Source organism: Kineosporia succinea (assembly GCF_030811555.1).
Taxonomy (GTDB): Bacteria; Actinomycetota; Actinomycetes; order Actinomycetales; family Kineosporiaceae; genus Kineosporia; species Kineosporia succinea.
Genome location: NZ_JAUSQZ010000001.1, coordinates 5,030,345 through 5,044,604, shown reverse-complemented (window position 1 = coordinate 5,044,604; position 14,260 = coordinate 5,030,345). Strand labels below are relative to the sequence as shown.

Below are 14,260 nucleotides of genomic sequence, written 5' to 3'. Positions count from 1 at the left end.
CGCCACCGTGGGTGGTGCGCGTCACCCGTTCGGCAGATACCCGCGAGGGAATACGGAGAGCCCTCCTCTACGCTTCACCCTCCGGTTAGTTGCCGTCCGCAACGAACTACCACGCTTGTACGAAAGCCGTCAGTGCCGACGCCTGCTTCTCATCCCTGGCACCAGTTCTGCAACAAGAAGGCGGAGTAACCAGCTTGTCCACCCCCCAGAGCCCGCAGCAGAAGGGTCATGGCCTCCTGGTCGTGGGCCTCGCCACCGCGGTGATGACGCTGTCACTGCTCCAGACCCTGGTCGTGCCGGTGCTCTCGCGCATCGCCGAGCAGCTCGACGCCGACCTCACGGCCGTCGCCTGGGTCCTCACCGCCAACCTGCTCGCCGCCGCCGTCGCCACCCCGGTGCTCGGTCGCCTCGGCGACGTCTACGGCCGCCGCCCGGTGATGCTCGGCATCCTGGTCGTGGTGCTGGCCGGCATCCTGCTCGCCCTGTTCACCAGCTCGCTGCCGCTGCTGATCGTGGCCCGCGTGCTGCAGGGCACCTCGTACGGCCTGTTCCCGCTCTCCATGGGCGTGCTGCGCGACGAGGTCCCGCCGCAGAAGCTGACCCAGTCGATGGCCCTCGTCAGCGCCACTCTGGGCGTCGGCGGCGTGGTCGGCCTGCTGGTCACCGGCCTGCTCACGCAGGGCGACGCCAGCTACCGCCGCCCGTTCTGGTTCGGCCTCGCCATCACCGTGATCGCGCTGGTCATCGGCTGGTTCACGTTGCCGCGCACCAAGCCCGACGGCACCAACACCTCGGTCGACTGGGTCGGCGGCGGCATCCTCGGCGCCGGTCTGGTGCTGCTGCTCCTGCCGATCTCGCAGGGCGAGAGCTGGGGCTGGAGCTCCCCCGCCACCATCGGCCTGTTCGTGGCGGCCGTGGTCGTGCTGGTCAGCTGGGTCTTCGTCGAGGGCCGGATCAAGCAGCCCCTGGCCAGCCCGAAACTGCTGGCCAACCGCGGTGTCGCGATGACGAACGTGGCCGGCCTGCTCGTCGGTTTCGGTCTCTTCGCCTCGTTCCTCGGCATCACCAGCTTCGTCGAGACGCCCGGTGCGCTCACCGGTTACGGCTTCGGCGCGGACGTGCTCACCGCCAGCGCCGTGTACCTGCTGCCCGGTGGTGTGATCGGCGTGATCGCCGCCCCGTTCATCGGCGCGTTCGTGCACCGGGTCGGGGCCGGTCGCGCCCTGTCCACCGGGGCGACGTTCGGCGTCATCGGTTTCGCCGGCATGGCCCTGTTCCACGACCACACCTGGCAGATGGTGCTCTTCGGCAGCGTCGGCCAGCTCGCCGTGACCTTCGGCTTCGCGACCCTGCCGGCCCTGCTGGTGCAGAGCGTGCAGCCGTCCGAGACCGGTGTGGCCAACAGCGTGAACTCGATCATGCGGTCGGTCGGCTCGGCCCTGGCCAGCGCGCTCATCACCAGCCTGCTCACCGGCATGGTCAGCGACACCACCGGCCTGCCGTCCGAGGGCGCCTACGTGGTGGTCTTCGTGCTCGGCGCCATCGCGTTCGCGGTGGTCGCGCTGATCGGCCTGTTCGGTGTGCGCGGTCACCACGCGGTGGCGGCGCAGGAGGAGCGTGAGGAGGCCGCGGTCAGCATGGCCGGCGAGTTCTCCCCGGTGTCGGGCCTGTCGTCCTGACCTTCCCCCACTCCCGTGCGGCCCGGCGGTTCCCGCCGGGCCGCACGGTGTTTGCGTGAGGACGGGTCAGCTCGTGGCGAGCAGGACCGAGTTGATCGGCGTCATGTTCTTGTCGATGTACCAGCCCGCCCCGAGGGCCCCCTCGCAGCCGGTGCCGTTGTAACCGGTGCAGGTGCGCGCGATGGCCCCACCGGTCTGGTTGTTGAAGAGCCGGTGCGTGCCGAGGACGTTGCTGAGGTTGTGCGCACCGTACGTGTACCACTTGGCCTGCGGCACGTCGTTGTTCCAGCCGGCCGACGGGTACATGCACACGTACCCGTCGGGGCAGCCGTGGGAGGTGGCGGCGATCGTCTGGCCCGCGGCCTGGGCGGTGCCGGCGCCGAGCGTCAGGGCCAGTCCGGTGGCGGCGAGAGCGGCGGCGATCCGGGTGCGAGTGAACATGTGGAGAGGTCCTTCCGAGTGGGAGCCGCGCCGGCTGCTTCCGAGGCGCGTCGTCGCCCAGGCAACCGTCCTGGTGAGGGCCGCGGCGGCATCTCGGACGATCTCGGACGACCCCGAACGGGTTCGGAACGGCCCGGAACCGCTCGGCCGGGGGGCTTCAATCCGGTGACGCCGGGGAGACGTCCTCGGCACAGGCCGGCGAGGCCTGGTAGACCCGCAGCCGGATGCCCGGGAACCAGCCGGTCAGGTCGTCCTGCCCGGGCACCGAGACCCGGTACCACTGGTCGGTCGACATGCCCTCCTCGTCGACGATGAGCCGCCCCTGGGTCACGCAGTGCAGGATCAGCCGGTCACCGTGCCAGACCCGGGTCAGTCGGTTGGCGGCCGAGGACGGAGCGTGCGGGTCCCGCACGACGCCCAGGCCGCACTCCTGGGTGCGCAGCGGCCGGCACGCCGCCTCGACGTTGTAGACCGGTAGCTCCTGCGATCGCTCCGCCGCCTCGGCGCCGTCCGGCCAGAACGTGCCCCACGCTCCCCCGGGCAGAACCACGGCGCCGGCGAGAACCGCCACCGCGACCGCCATCCCGCTGAGCAGGACGCGTCGGCGACGGGGGGCGGGGATCGGGGCCAGAACGGGAGCCGGTGTCGCGACGGAGGGCGTTCCCGGTTCCGCGACCTGCAGCCGCTGCCAGGTGAGCACCCACTGCCGGGCCTGGCCCGGATCGGCGGCATAGGCCCCCACGACCGCCTCGACCACCTCGGGACGGGGCCGGCGGCGCCCCGCGAGCATGTCCGCCAGCGTGCTGCGGGGAATGCCGGTGCGCTGGGCCAGGGCCTGATAGCTCTCCTGCCGCATACGCCGCCGGAGGGCGAGTGCCCGCAGGAACTCGCCGTCGGAACGAGCTCGGGCGGGATCGCCGGCCAGGTCGCCGGCCGGGTCACCGGTCAGGTCCGGGGGCACCTCCCCGAACGAGTCCGGCTCATGACCTCTCGGGTTCATCGCGGTGACCATGACGGCACCATAAGTAACAGAAGCGGCTAATGTGCAGATTTTGCCGCGATCTTCACCCGCCGGGCTTTCCCGCACGTCAGGGGTGCGCTCGTGAGACACGGGCGGTCCGGTGTCGTGGTGCGTGATCTCCGGCCGGGCGCCCGCCACCCCGCGGACGACCCGTCACCTAGGCTGCGGGCATGAGCACCGCCGTCGGCCTCGACGCCCTCCGGGCCGCCCATCCGACCTTCACCGTGGCCGGCGCCACGGGCACGGTCGAGGGGACGGACCTCGTCGTCCGGTTCCGGTTCGAGGTCGGGCAGCACACGTTCGAGCCCTCGGTCACCCTGCGCGGCCTGGAGCCCCACGAGCTGGCGCGCGCCGGTGACGAACCGGCCCGGGCGCTGATGAACGCACTCGCCACGGTCGAGGCGTTCTCGTACTGGAAGGCCTTCTGCAGCCCCACCCTGAGCATCCCGGTCCTGCCCGGGCAGCACCGCTGGTGGGCCGGGTTCTGGCCTTCGGCGATGGGAGAGTTCTTCTACCGCAACGACATCGACTTCACCGCGCCGGACTTCCTGACGCTCGTGACCACGGGCGAACCAGGCCCGGCCGGGGCCGCCACGCAGCCCGGCGCGCGCGCCCTGGTGATGTTCTCCGGCGGCAAGGACTCGCTCGCGCTGGCCCTGACCACGCGAAAAGCCCTGCCGATGGACATCTTTCTCCACAACCCCGCCCCCGGTCAGCTCGAGGTCGCGCAGACCCTCGGCCCGGGGCGCATCATCACCGCCGAGCAGCAGATCCTTCCCGAGCTGCTGCGGCTCAAGGCCGCCGGGCACCCCGACGGCCACACCCCGTACTCCGCCGGCCTGGCCTTCACCGCACTGCTGGCCGGGTACCTCGCAGGTCACACGGACGTGCTGGCCGGCACCTCGCGCAGCGACGACGAGCCGAACATCAAGGCCTACCGCGGACGCCCGGTCAACCACCGGTGGACCAAGACGTACGAGTTCGAGGACCTCCTGCGCGAGTACCGCGACCGCTGGGTGCCGCAGGCACCCGCCTACGCCGGCCCGCTGCGTCCGTTGCTCGAACTCCAGATCATCTCGCTGCTGACCGACGACCTCGACGCGTATCTGCGCACGGCCGGCTGCAACCAGGCCGCCGCCCGGAGCGAGGGAACCGGCCGGGACTGGTGCCGGACGTGCGCCACGTGCGCCTGGGTCTTCCTGGCCACCTCGGTGATGTTCGGTCACGACGTGGCGGTGGGCAAGGTCGGCGGCGACCTGTTCGCCGATGTCACCCTCGCGGATCTCTACGAGCGCATGGCCGGCCTGCACGGCACCAAGCCGTTCGAGGGCACGGGCAGTGAGGACGAGGTCAGGGCGGCGATCCGGGTGGTCCTGCAGACCGGCACCCCCGCCGCCCTCGCGATGATGAGTGAGGACGCGCGGATCAAGAACGCCCCGTCCCTCACCGAGGTGCTGGGCGAGTGGGGCGCGGACGACCTGGTCCCCGCCGCGATCCGCCCCTTCGTCGAGAAGGCGCGCACTCGCGGTACTGGACGTGACGCCCCGGACACGGTTGATTACCCGTGACGTGTGGCGAGAAAGGGCGGCAGTGATGCTGAAGGTGTGTCTCAACGGGTCCCGCACGGCGTCCGAGCACGCCGGACTGCCGGTCACCCCGTCCCAGCTCGCCCGCTCGGCCCGCGCCGCCGTCGAGGCCGGGGCCGACGCGATCCACCTGCACCCCCGCGGCTCCGACGGCACCGAGTCCCTGCTCGCCGTCGACGTCGCGGCCGCGGTCAGTGCCGTGCGCCAGGCCTGCCCCGGCGTGCCGGTCGGGGTCTCGACCGGGCTCTGGATCACCGCCCGTGACGTCTCCGCCCGCCGCGAGCTGATCGGCGGCTGGGTGGTGCTGCGCCCCGCGGAACGCCCCGACTTCGCCTCGGTGAACCTGTCCGAGCCCAGCGCGCTCGAGCTGGCCGGGATCCTGCACGGCACCGGGATCGGGATCGAGGCCGGGGTCTGGACCACCCGCGACGCCCAGCTGCTGCTCGCGGCCGGGATCCCGGGCCTGGTGCGGGTTCTCGTCGAGATCATCGGGGTGCGGCCGGACCACGCGGTCGCCGAGGCCGACACGATCCTCAAGGAACTGGGCGACCCCGGCGTGCCGGTGCTGCTGCACGGCGAGCAGGAGGCCTGCTGGCCGGTGCTGCGTCACGCGCTCGGTCTCGGGCTCGACACCCGGATCGGCCTGGAGGACACCCTGTCCGGACCGGACGGCGACAAGGTCACCGGCAACCACGACCTGGTGCGGGCCACCCTGAACCTGCGCTGATGAGGGACGACGTGCGCACGTCGTCCCTCATCACCCGCCCCGCCAGGGCGACGGTCGCGCTCAGGTGCCCACGTCGTCCCTCAGGGGACAGCTCTCATTCGGCGGGCTGAACCGGCCTCGCCTGCAGGCGTTCTCCCGGCGCGTTCTCCGGGAAGTGGCACGCCACCTCGTGATCCGGCGCCAGCGTGACCAGCGGCGGCTCGGTCACCGAGCAGATCTCCTGCGCCTTCCAGCACCGGGTGTGAAACCGGCAGCCGGACGGCGGTTTCAGCGGGCTCGGCGCCTCGCCCCGCAGGCGGATGCGCTCGCGGTCGGTGCGCACGTCCGGGTCGGGAACCGGCACGGCCGACAGCAGCGCGTGCGTGTACGGGTGCATCGGGCTGTCGTAGAGGCTGTCCCGGCCGGCGATCTCGACGATCTTGCCGAGATACATCACCGCGACCCGGTCGGAGATGTGACGCACCACCGACAGGTCGTGCGCGATCACCACGTAGGTCAGGCCGAACTCGTTCTGCAGGTCCTCGAGCAGGTTGATGACCTGCGCCTGGATCGACACGTCGAGGGCCGAGACCGGCTCGTCGGCGATGATCAGCTTGGGCCGCAGCGCGATCGCCCGGGCCACGCCGATGCGCTGCCGCTGCCCGCCGGAGAACTCGTGCGGGTAGCGGTTGTAGTGCTCCGGGTTCAGGCCGACCAGCTTGAGCAGGTCCTGCACGGCGGGCTTGATCTTGTCCGCGGGCAGCGTCTTGTGCAGCCGGAACGGCGCCCCGACGATCGTGCCCACGGTGTGCCGCGGGTTCAGCGACGAGTACGGGTCCTGGAACACCATCTGCACGTCCCGGCGCAGCGGGCGCATGGCCCCCCGGGACACGTGGGCGATGTCGGTGCCGTCCAGCAGGATCGAACCATCGGTGGGCTCGTCCAGACGGGTCAGGAGCCGGCCGGTGGTGGTCTTGCCGCAGCCGGACTCGCCGACCAGGCCCAGGGTCTCGCCCCTGCGCACCTGGAAGTCGAGGCCGTCCACGGCCTTCACCGCGGACACCTGACGGCGGAACATCCCGCCGCGCCTCACCGGGAAGTGCCGCTTCAGTCCCTGGACGTCGAGCAGCAGGTCGTCGGAAGTCACAGTTTCGGTGCCACCTCCTCCGTCCACAGCTGCCGGCGCTTCTCGAACGGCAGGTGACAGGCCACACTGTGCGCGGATTTCCCCGGCACCGGCCGCAGTTCGGGCACGTCGGTCAGGGCCTTCCCGTCGGTCAGCTCGTCATAGGGGCAGCGCGGGCTGAACGCGCACCCCGGGGGCAGGTTGATCAGGCTCGGCGGGTTGCCGGGCACGGGCAGCAGGCGCTCGGCCCGCACCCGGTCCATCCGCGGCATCGAGCTGAGCAGGCCCCAGGTGTACGGGTGCTCCGGCGCCTTGAACAGTTCACGCACCGGCGCGTGCTCCACGGCCTTGCCGCCGTACATCACCAGCACGTCGTCGGCCAGCTCGGCGATCACGCCCAGATCGTGGGTGATCATGATGACCGCCGACCCGAACTCCTGCTGCAGACCCCGGATCAGGTCGAGGATCTCGGCCTGCACGGTCACGTCGAGCGCCGTGGTCGGCTCATCGGCGATCAGCAGCTCCGGGTCGCAGGCCAGCGCCATGGCGATCATCGCGCGCTGTCGCATGCCCCCGGAGAACTGGTGCGGGTAGTCGTCCACCCGGGAGGTCGGTTCGGGGATGCCGACGCGACCGAGCAGGTCGATCGCGTGCTGCCGGGCGACCTTGCGGGGCACGTCGTTGTAGAGCCGGTAGGCCTCGACGATCTGGGCGCCGACCTTGAAGTACGGGTGCAGGGACGACAGCGGGTCCTGGAAGATCATCGCCATCTTGCGCCCGCGCAGCCTGCGCACGAAATCGGCCGATGCGCCGACGAGTTCGTCGCCGTCGAGCCAGATCTCGCCGGACACCCGGGCATTCGTGGTGCGGTGCAGACCCATGATCCCGAGACTGGACACGCTCTTGCCGGAGCCGGACTCGCCGACGATCCCCAGCGTCCTCCCGCGTTCCAGCGAGAAGGTGAGACCGTCGACCGATTTCACCAGACCGTCGTCGGTCGGGAAGTGGATCCGCAGATCCTTCACGTCCAGGAACGGACGCTTGGTGTCGCCCTCTTCGACGAGAGTCACCTCAGAGCCTCACCCTCGGGTCGATCACGGCATAGAGGATGTCGACGACCAGGTTGGCGATCACCACGAAGGTCGCCGCCAGCAGGGTCACGCCGAGCACCTTGGGCAGGTCGTTGCCCGAGATCGCCTGCACCGTGTAGGCGCCCAGGCCGGGCAGCGAGAACGTGGACTCGGTGAGGATCGCGCCGCCGACGAGCAGGCCCAGGTCGAGGCCGAAGATGGTCAGGATCGGGGTGAGCGTCGAGCGCAGCGCGTGTTTCATCACCACCGTGCGCTCGGCGAGGCCCTTGGCCCGGGCGGTGCGGATGTAGTCCTCGTTCATCGTCTCGAGCATGCCCGCACGGGTCAGCCGGGCGTATCCCGCCGCGTAGAGGAAGGCCAGCGTGACCCAGGGCAGGATCAGGTCGTAGGCCCACTCGATCGGGTTCTCCAGCAGCGGGGTGTAACTACCGCCGGGCGGGAAGATCTTCAGGGTGTAGCTGAAGACGGACAGCGTCAGCAGACCGGTGAAGAAGATCGGCAGCGAGACGCCCGCGAGCGCCACCGCCATCGCCGACCGGTCGAAGACCGTGCCCCGGCGCAGCGCCGACAGCACGCCGGTGCCGACGCCGACGAACAGCCAGACCACGGCCGCGCCGGCCGCCAGTGACAGGGTCACCGGCAGCCGGTCGAGCAGGTCGGGCAGCACCGCGTTCTGGTCGATGAACGAGTACCCCAGACAGGGCGCCGCGCAGTGTTCCGGCGTGGGCCCGCCCAGGTCGTAGTCGCGGCCCGCGAAGATGCCCTTCACGAAGTCGCCGTACTGCTGGTGGACGGGGTCGGTGAAGCCGAGCTGCACCGCCCGTTCGTGCACCTGTTGCGCGTCTGCCGTCTTGCCCACGTAGCGAGCCGCCAGGTCGTCGGCGCTCGCTCCGGCCAGCCTCGGCACCAGGAAGAAGATCGCGAAGGTGATGAAGCTGACCAGAGCCAGGATGACGACGGCGGCGGCCGCGCGCCGCGCGATGAAAGCCGTCACTGCACATTCCTTTCCGGTCGCCGCCGTCGTTGATTCATCGGTTCTGCGTACCCCTCAGATCACTTCTTGACGCCGAGCGCCGCGTAGTCGTAGCCGTCCCAGGCGCTGCTGACGAACACGTTGGTCAGGTTCTCCGGCCGGTAGAGCAGGACCTTGGCCCAGACACCGGGGTACACCCAGGCGCCTTCCATCGTCTTCTTGTCGATGGCGGCCCAGGCGGCCAGGCGGGTCGACTCATCGGTCTCGTTGACCGCCGCGTCGATCATCTTGTCGATCTCCGGGTCCCGGACGCTGGTGTTGGTCGCACCACCGGTCTCCCGGATCACCCGGCTGTCGACCAGCTGGGCCAGGAAGCCGTAGCCGTCGGGCCAGTCCGCACCCCAGCCGTTGGCCTGCAGGCCGAGGCCCTCCTTCTTGACGAACGAGGGCTTGCCCGCGTAGAGGGCGAAGTAGTCGGACTGCGGGTAGGGCTTGAGCGTCAGCTTGATGCCGACCTTGGCCAGGGCCTGCTGCATCGACTCGCCGGCGGCCTTCTCGGCCGGGCGCTCGGCGCGGTAGCTGTAGTTGGTCTCGAACCCGTCCGGCTGACCGCAGGCGGCGAGCGCCTCCTTGGCCTTGGCGATGCCGTCGGCCTCGTCCTTGACCGGGTACAGGTCGATCTTCTGCTGGCCCGGAATGGTCGGGGGCAGGAGGCTGGTGGCCACCTCGCCGCCGGCCAGCGCACCACCGAAGGCGGTCTGGTAGCCGGTGCGGTCGGCCGCGTAGATCACGGCCTTGCGGCAGTCGATGTTGTCGAACGGCGCGACCAGGCCGTTGATCGAGGTGAACCAGGTGCGGTTCAGCGGAGCGGAGTCGGCGAACTTCTTCTTCTCCGGGTCGGCCAGCACCTGGGCCCGGGCGGCCGAGCCGATGCCGAGCTGCGTCACCGCGACGTCGATGTCACCGGCCAGCAGACGCTGGTCGAGGTCGTCCTTGCTGACGTTGAGCGCGACCTCGATCTGGTCGGGCAGGGCCTTGCGCACCTCGTCGGTGGCCGGGTCCCACTGGTCGTTGCGCACCAGGGTGTAGCTCTTGCCGTCCTGGTAGTCGGAGAACTTGTACGGCCCGGACGAGACCACGGTCGACTTGTACTTCGAGCCGGTGTCCTTGTCCTTCGGCACCGGGGCGGTGGCCGGCAGGGCGGCGAAGTTGTCGAAACCGCTGAACGACTGGTTCAGGTGGAAGACGATCGTCTTGTCGTCCGGGGTCTCGATCGAGTCAAGACCCTTGCCGCCCTCGTAGGGCGAGTACCCGTCGGGGACGTCGGCGAGGAAGTCGTTGAAGTAGGTCGGCCCGTTCGGGAACGTGGCCTTGTCCAGCTGCCGCTCCACCGCGTACTTGACGTCGGCGGAGGTGATCGGCGAGCCGTCCTCGAACTTCAGCCCGTCCTTGAGCGTGTAGGTCCAGGTCTTGGCGTCGTCGGAGGGCTTGCCCAGGTCGGTCGCCAGGTCGGGCACCGGGGTGGCGCCCTCGGCCCCGGGGGCCGACTTGTAGGTCACCAGGGTGCGCAGGTAGTAGCGGCCGAAGTTCCAGGCGTACCCGTAGTAGGTGTTACCCGGGTCGGTGGAGTCCCACTTGCCCTCGTTCGCGTAGCGGATCGTCCCGCCCTTCGCGTCGGAGGCGTTGACGACGCTGGTGATGGCGGCGTCGAACGCCACCGCACCGCCCGCGCCTCCCTCACCGTCGCCGGAGGAGTCACCGCCGCCGCACGCGGCCAGACCCATCGTCAGCGCGGCAGCCGCGGCGACGGCGATGGTCGTGCGCCTTGTTCTCATGGTGTGGACCACCTTCACTGTGTTCAGCTCGGCACCTTCTTCGAAATCCCGGGCGGGGTGGCGTCTTCGCGCCCCCGCGTCAGGGGGCTCAGCGCGCGCGGGGATCCAGGGCGTCCCGCAGCCCGTCGCCGAGGATGTTGAACGCCAGCACGGTCACGAAGATCGCCAGGCCGGGCACCAGCATGAACACGGGGTCCACGCGGTAGTAGGTGGTGGCGCTGGACAGCATCCCGCCCCAGGTCGCGGTGGGTGGGCGGACGCCCACCCCGAGGAACGAGAGCGCGGCCTCGAACAGGATGTTCGTGGGAATCAGCAGCGTGGCGTAGACCAGGATGGGCGCCACCAGGTTCGGCAGCAGTTCGCGGAACAGGATGTACGGGGTGCGGGCCCCGAGACTGCGTGCGGCGTCGACGAACTCACGCTCGCGCAGCGACAGGGTCTGGCCCCGCACGATGCGGCCGATGTAGGGCCAGTTGAAGAACCCGATGATGAAGATGAGCAGCGCGATGCGCAGGGCGTCACCGTTCAGCCCGAACGCCCTGTCCGGCACCACCCCGGCCAGGGCCAGGGCGAAGACCAGGAGCGGGAAGGCCAGGAAGAGGTCCATGGTGCGGCTGATCAGGGTGTCGACCCAGCCGCCGTAGTAACCCGCGACCACGCCGAGCACGGTGCCGATGAACACCGAGAGCAGGGTCGCCAGGAAGGCGATGAGCAGCGAGATGCGGGCGCCGTAGACGACCCGGCTGAACAGGTCGCGCCCGTTCACCGGCTCCACGCCGAACAGGAAGTCGGCGCTGATCCCGCCCATCGGGTGCAGCGGCGTGGAGAGGTCGGGATCGATCTGGTCGGGGTGGAACTCGTTGGGCGGGTGCCCCAGCAGCGCCACCACCAGCGGCGCGAAGACCGCCATCAGGATCAGGAGGACCACGACGAGGCCGCCGGTCAGCGCCCAGCGGTCACGCCGCAGGCGGAGCCAGGCGATCTGCGTGAGTGAGCGCCCGGCGACGGCCGTGCCGGCTCCGGCCAGGACCGCTTCCGGCTGCGCCTGCGTCGCACCCCCGGGCACGTCGAGCGGAGCGGACATACGGGTGACTCCCCTTCTGGCGGATCTGCGGCCGGCGGTGCGGGCACGGCAGTACGGGCTCGGTGGTGCGAGCTGGAGAACAACGAGGTGGAACGCGGTTCTGGAGCAGGCGGAGCAGAGGGCGGCGGTCCGGAGAGATTGCCACCCGATGTGAAACCAAAAAGGGGGAGAGGCGCAAAACTTCCTGTTACCCGTGGGTTTCGGTGCACGTTAGTCATTTGCCACCGGTCTGGCCAGTAAGGTTGCCCTTACTTCGACCGTTTTGTCAGTGCTGTGCGTCCGCTGTCACACGATTGTGATATTTCGGTCATGTACGCGCTCATCGGCGCCAACGGCCCGGCCGCGAACGGCACGGTTCCCGGGCCGGCCCCGCCGCATCGGCCCGGCGCCCGCACCACCTCTCGAGCGCCGGGGCAACGTGCCGCCGGTGCCACACGGGCGCCCGACCGTGCACACGACGGAGCTGACGGACGAGAGCCCCGGTTCCGCAATCCGGGCTCCCCCTCCCTCCCGGGGCACGAAACCCGTTGGCACACACACCTTCCCGAGCCGGAACCCGATCGGCCGGGCCTCCCGGCGCGGCGGGCCGCCCGAACGGCTCCTCGCCGGCGGCGATGATCCCCATGACGGCCTCCCCCTGAGTCGTCGACGAGGTCCATCAGACACCCGATCGGGGCCCCGCCGGGGAGAAAAGCGGGAACGGATCAGACCAGCAGCGCGATCCCCAGCACGCCGGCCAGGCCCATCACCGAGATCAGCGTCTCCATCACCGACCAGGTGCGCAGTGTCTGCCCGACGGTGAGCCCCAGGTACTCCTTGACCAGCCAGAAGCCCGCGTCGTTGACGTGCGAGAAGAACAGCGAACCGGCCCCGATCGCCAGTACCAGCAGCGACACCTCGGCGGTGCTCTGGTCGGCGGCCAGCGGCGCCACGATGCCGGCGGCCGTGATCGTCGCGACCGTCGCCGAACCCGTCGCCACCCGGATCCCCACCGCCACCAGCCAGCCCAGCAGCAACGGAGACAGGTCGGCGTCGCGAGCGGCGTCGGCGATCACCTGGCCGATGCCGGCGTCCACCAGTACCTGCTTGAAACCGCCTCCGGCCGCGACGATCAGCAGGATCGCCGAGATCGACGGCAGCGCCCCGGCCACGCTCGAGGACACCTGCGTACGGTCCATCCCGGTCGCGAACCCCAGCGTGAACATGGCCACCAGAACGCCGACCAGCAACGCCACGAGCGGTTCACCGGCCACCTCGAGCGCGTTGCGCACGCTGTCACCCTCGTCGAGAACCAGCTCGCCGATCGCCCGCGCGAGCATCAGCACGACGGGCAGCAGAATGGTCGCCACCGCGGGCCAGAAGGCCGGGCGCCGGGTGATGGCGGACGTCCCGGTCACCTCGGCGCGACCCTCACCTCCCGGGGTGAGGGGAGTCCCGGTCACCCCGGGGCGCTCCTCACCATCGGGGGCGGAGGACGTCGCGGTCGGGTCGGTGCCCTCCTCACCCCGGGTGCCGGAGGACGCGGCAGCGGGGTAGGCCCCCGCCTCACCGCGAGTGGTGGCGGACGTCGCGGGCCCTTCGGTGCCCGGGTCCGGGTCGCCGGCCCGGCCACCCCGGGTGGCCTCGGTGTCCGCGTGAGTCTCCGGCGCGTCCACCGTGACCCGCGAAGCCCCGCCCGACGAAGCCGCGCCCGACGAACCCGCGCCCGACGAACCCGCGCTCGACGTCCGCTCTCCGTGCGAACCCTCCTCGCCCGGGAAACCGCCCGACCCCGCGATGCCACCGGCCGGCACCAGCTCGGGCGGAGCCTGGGCCACCACGTACCGCGAGACCCAGGACGCGAACACCGGCCCCGCCACGATCACCGTGGGCACCGCCAGGATCAGCCCGAACAGCAGCGTCAGCCCCAGGTCGGCATCGAGCGCACTGACCGCGGCCAGCGGCCCGGGGTGCGGCGGCACCAGACCGTGCAGCACCGACAGCCCCGCCAGCGCCGGAATCGCCACCTTGATCAGTGGGACCCCGGTACGCGCCGCCACCAGCAGAACCACCGGAATCAGCAGCACGACACCGATCTCGAAGAACAACGGCAGGCCGATCAGTGCCGCGACACCGGCCATCGCCCAGGGCAGACGGCCACCGGGCACCCGGCTGACGACGCGGTCGACGATGCGGTCGGCGCCCCCGGAGTCCGCGAGCAGGGCGCCGATCATGTTGCCGAGCGCGATCAGCAGACCCACGGTTCCCGCCGTCGCCCCCACTCCGGCCACGAAACTGTCGATGGTGGTGGCGACCCCGAGCCCGCCGGTGATCCCCAGGACCGCCGACCCCAGCACCAGGGACAGGAAGGGATGCAGCTTCGCGGCGGCGATCAGCACGATGACCACGGCGATCGCGAGCACCGCGGCCGTGATCAGCCGGGCGTCACCGGAGGCCTTCCCGGTCCCGTCGGCCAGCGGAGGGAGCAGGGTGAGCGGTGACGTCGATGTCACGGAGGACCTCCTCGTCCGGGCACTGCTGCCCGGCACCGTAGGCAGTTTTCCCGTTTTGTGCACCTAGAGGCAGACCACTCGGCGCCGGGCGGACGCCCGAACGAGCGATGACCTGTGCGTGAACCGGCTCGACACAGTCGCGACACAGCCTCTGCTCAGGGGAAACTAAGTGGAATCCGTATCTCCGCTTCCTTTAGTGTGTTCCGGAAACTTCTCTCCACTTCTT

General features: G+C 70.4%; 11 protein-coding genes. 3 read left to right on the top strand and 8 right to left on the bottom strand.

The genetic code is table 11. From position 1 onward, the window contains the following. Nucleotides 1-194 precede the first annotated feature (194 nt). Nucleotides 195-1,679 (top strand): MFS transporter, encoded by a 1,485-nt coding sequence (locus J2S57_RS21960; protein ID WP_307246005.1) that lies wholly within the window; start codon nt 195-197, stop codon nt 1,677-1,679. A 66-nt stretch (nt 1,680-1,745) separates the two neighbouring features. On the opposite strand, the gene J2S57_RS21955 is transcribed toward J2S57_RS21960, so the two are convergent. Then, nucleotides 1,746-2,120, bottom strand: coding sequence for a hypothetical protein (locus J2S57_RS21955; RefSeq protein ID WP_307246003.1), 375 nt, complete (start codon nt 2,118-2,120; stop codon nt 1,746-1,748). A gap of 157 nt (nt 2,121-2,277) precedes the next feature. Beyond that, nucleotides 2,278-3,132 carry a helix-turn-helix domain-containing protein gene (locus J2S57_RS21950; RefSeq protein ID WP_307246001.1) on the bottom strand — a complete coding sequence of 285 codons (855 nt, stop codon included), beginning with the start codon at nt 3,130-3,132 and terminating at the stop codon, nt 2,278-2,280. Nucleotides 3,133-3,311: 179 nt separating this feature from the next. Here J2S57_RS21950 and J2S57_RS21945 point away from each other — a divergent pair, with 179 nt between their 5' ends. Beyond that, the gene (locus J2S57_RS21945; protein ID WP_307245999.1) at nt 3,312-4,709 is read left to right on the top strand and encodes a MurL-like N-terminal domain-containing; all 1,398 of its coding nucleotides are present in this window, start codon (nt 3,312-3,314) and stop codon (nt 4,707-4,709) included. A gap of 25 nt (nt 4,710-4,734) precedes the next feature. After that, the gene (locus J2S57_RS21940; RefSeq protein WP_307245998.1) at nt 4,735-5,454 is read left to right on the top strand and encodes a 3-keto-5-aminohexanoate cleavage protein; all 720 of its coding nucleotides are present in this window, start codon (nt 4,735-4,737) and stop codon (nt 5,452-5,454) included. 94 nt (nt 5,455-5,548) lie between these two features. On the opposite strand, the gene J2S57_RS21935 is transcribed toward J2S57_RS21940, so the two are convergent. From J2S57_RS21935 to J2S57_RS21910, 6 genes are all read right to left on the bottom strand, one after another. Next, complete coding sequence (locus tag J2S57_RS21935; protein ID WP_307245996.1) at nt 5,549-6,580, bottom strand: ABC transporter ATP-binding protein; 1,032 nt, start codon at nt 6,578-6,580, stop codon at nt 5,549-5,551. Next, complete coding sequence (locus J2S57_RS21930) at nt 6,577-7,629, bottom strand: ABC transporter ATP-binding protein (protein WP_307245994.1); 1,053 nt, start codon at nt 7,627-7,629, stop codon at nt 6,577-6,579. Before J2S57_RS21930 ends, J2S57_RS21935 begins: the two co-directional genes overlap by 4 nt. Nucleotide 7,630: 1 nt before the next feature. Next, nucleotides 7,631-8,644, bottom strand: coding sequence for an ABC transporter permease (locus J2S57_RS21925; RefSeq protein WP_307245992.1), 1,014 nt, complete (start codon nt 8,642-8,644; stop codon nt 7,631-7,633). Between the two features lie 59 nt (nt 8,645-8,703). Beyond that, on the bottom strand, nt 8,704-10,458 hold the full coding sequence (locus J2S57_RS21920; protein ID WP_307245989.1) for an ABC transporter substrate-binding protein: 1,755 nt from the start codon (nt 10,456-10,458) through the stop codon (nt 8,704-8,706). 88 nt (nt 10,459-10,546) lie between these two features. Further along, entirely contained in the window at nt 10,547-11,542 is a 996-nt protein-coding gene (locus J2S57_RS21915) for an ABC transporter permease (RefSeq protein ID WP_307245987.1), read from the bottom strand. Nucleotides 11,543-12,246: 704 nt separating this feature from the next. Then, nucleotides 12,247-14,034, bottom strand: a complete 1,788-nt coding sequence (locus J2S57_RS21910) for a GntT/GntP/DsdX family permease (protein WP_307245986.1) — start codon at nt 14,032-14,034, stop codon at nt 12,247-12,249. Between the last annotated feature and the right edge of the window lie 226 nt (nt 14,035-14,260).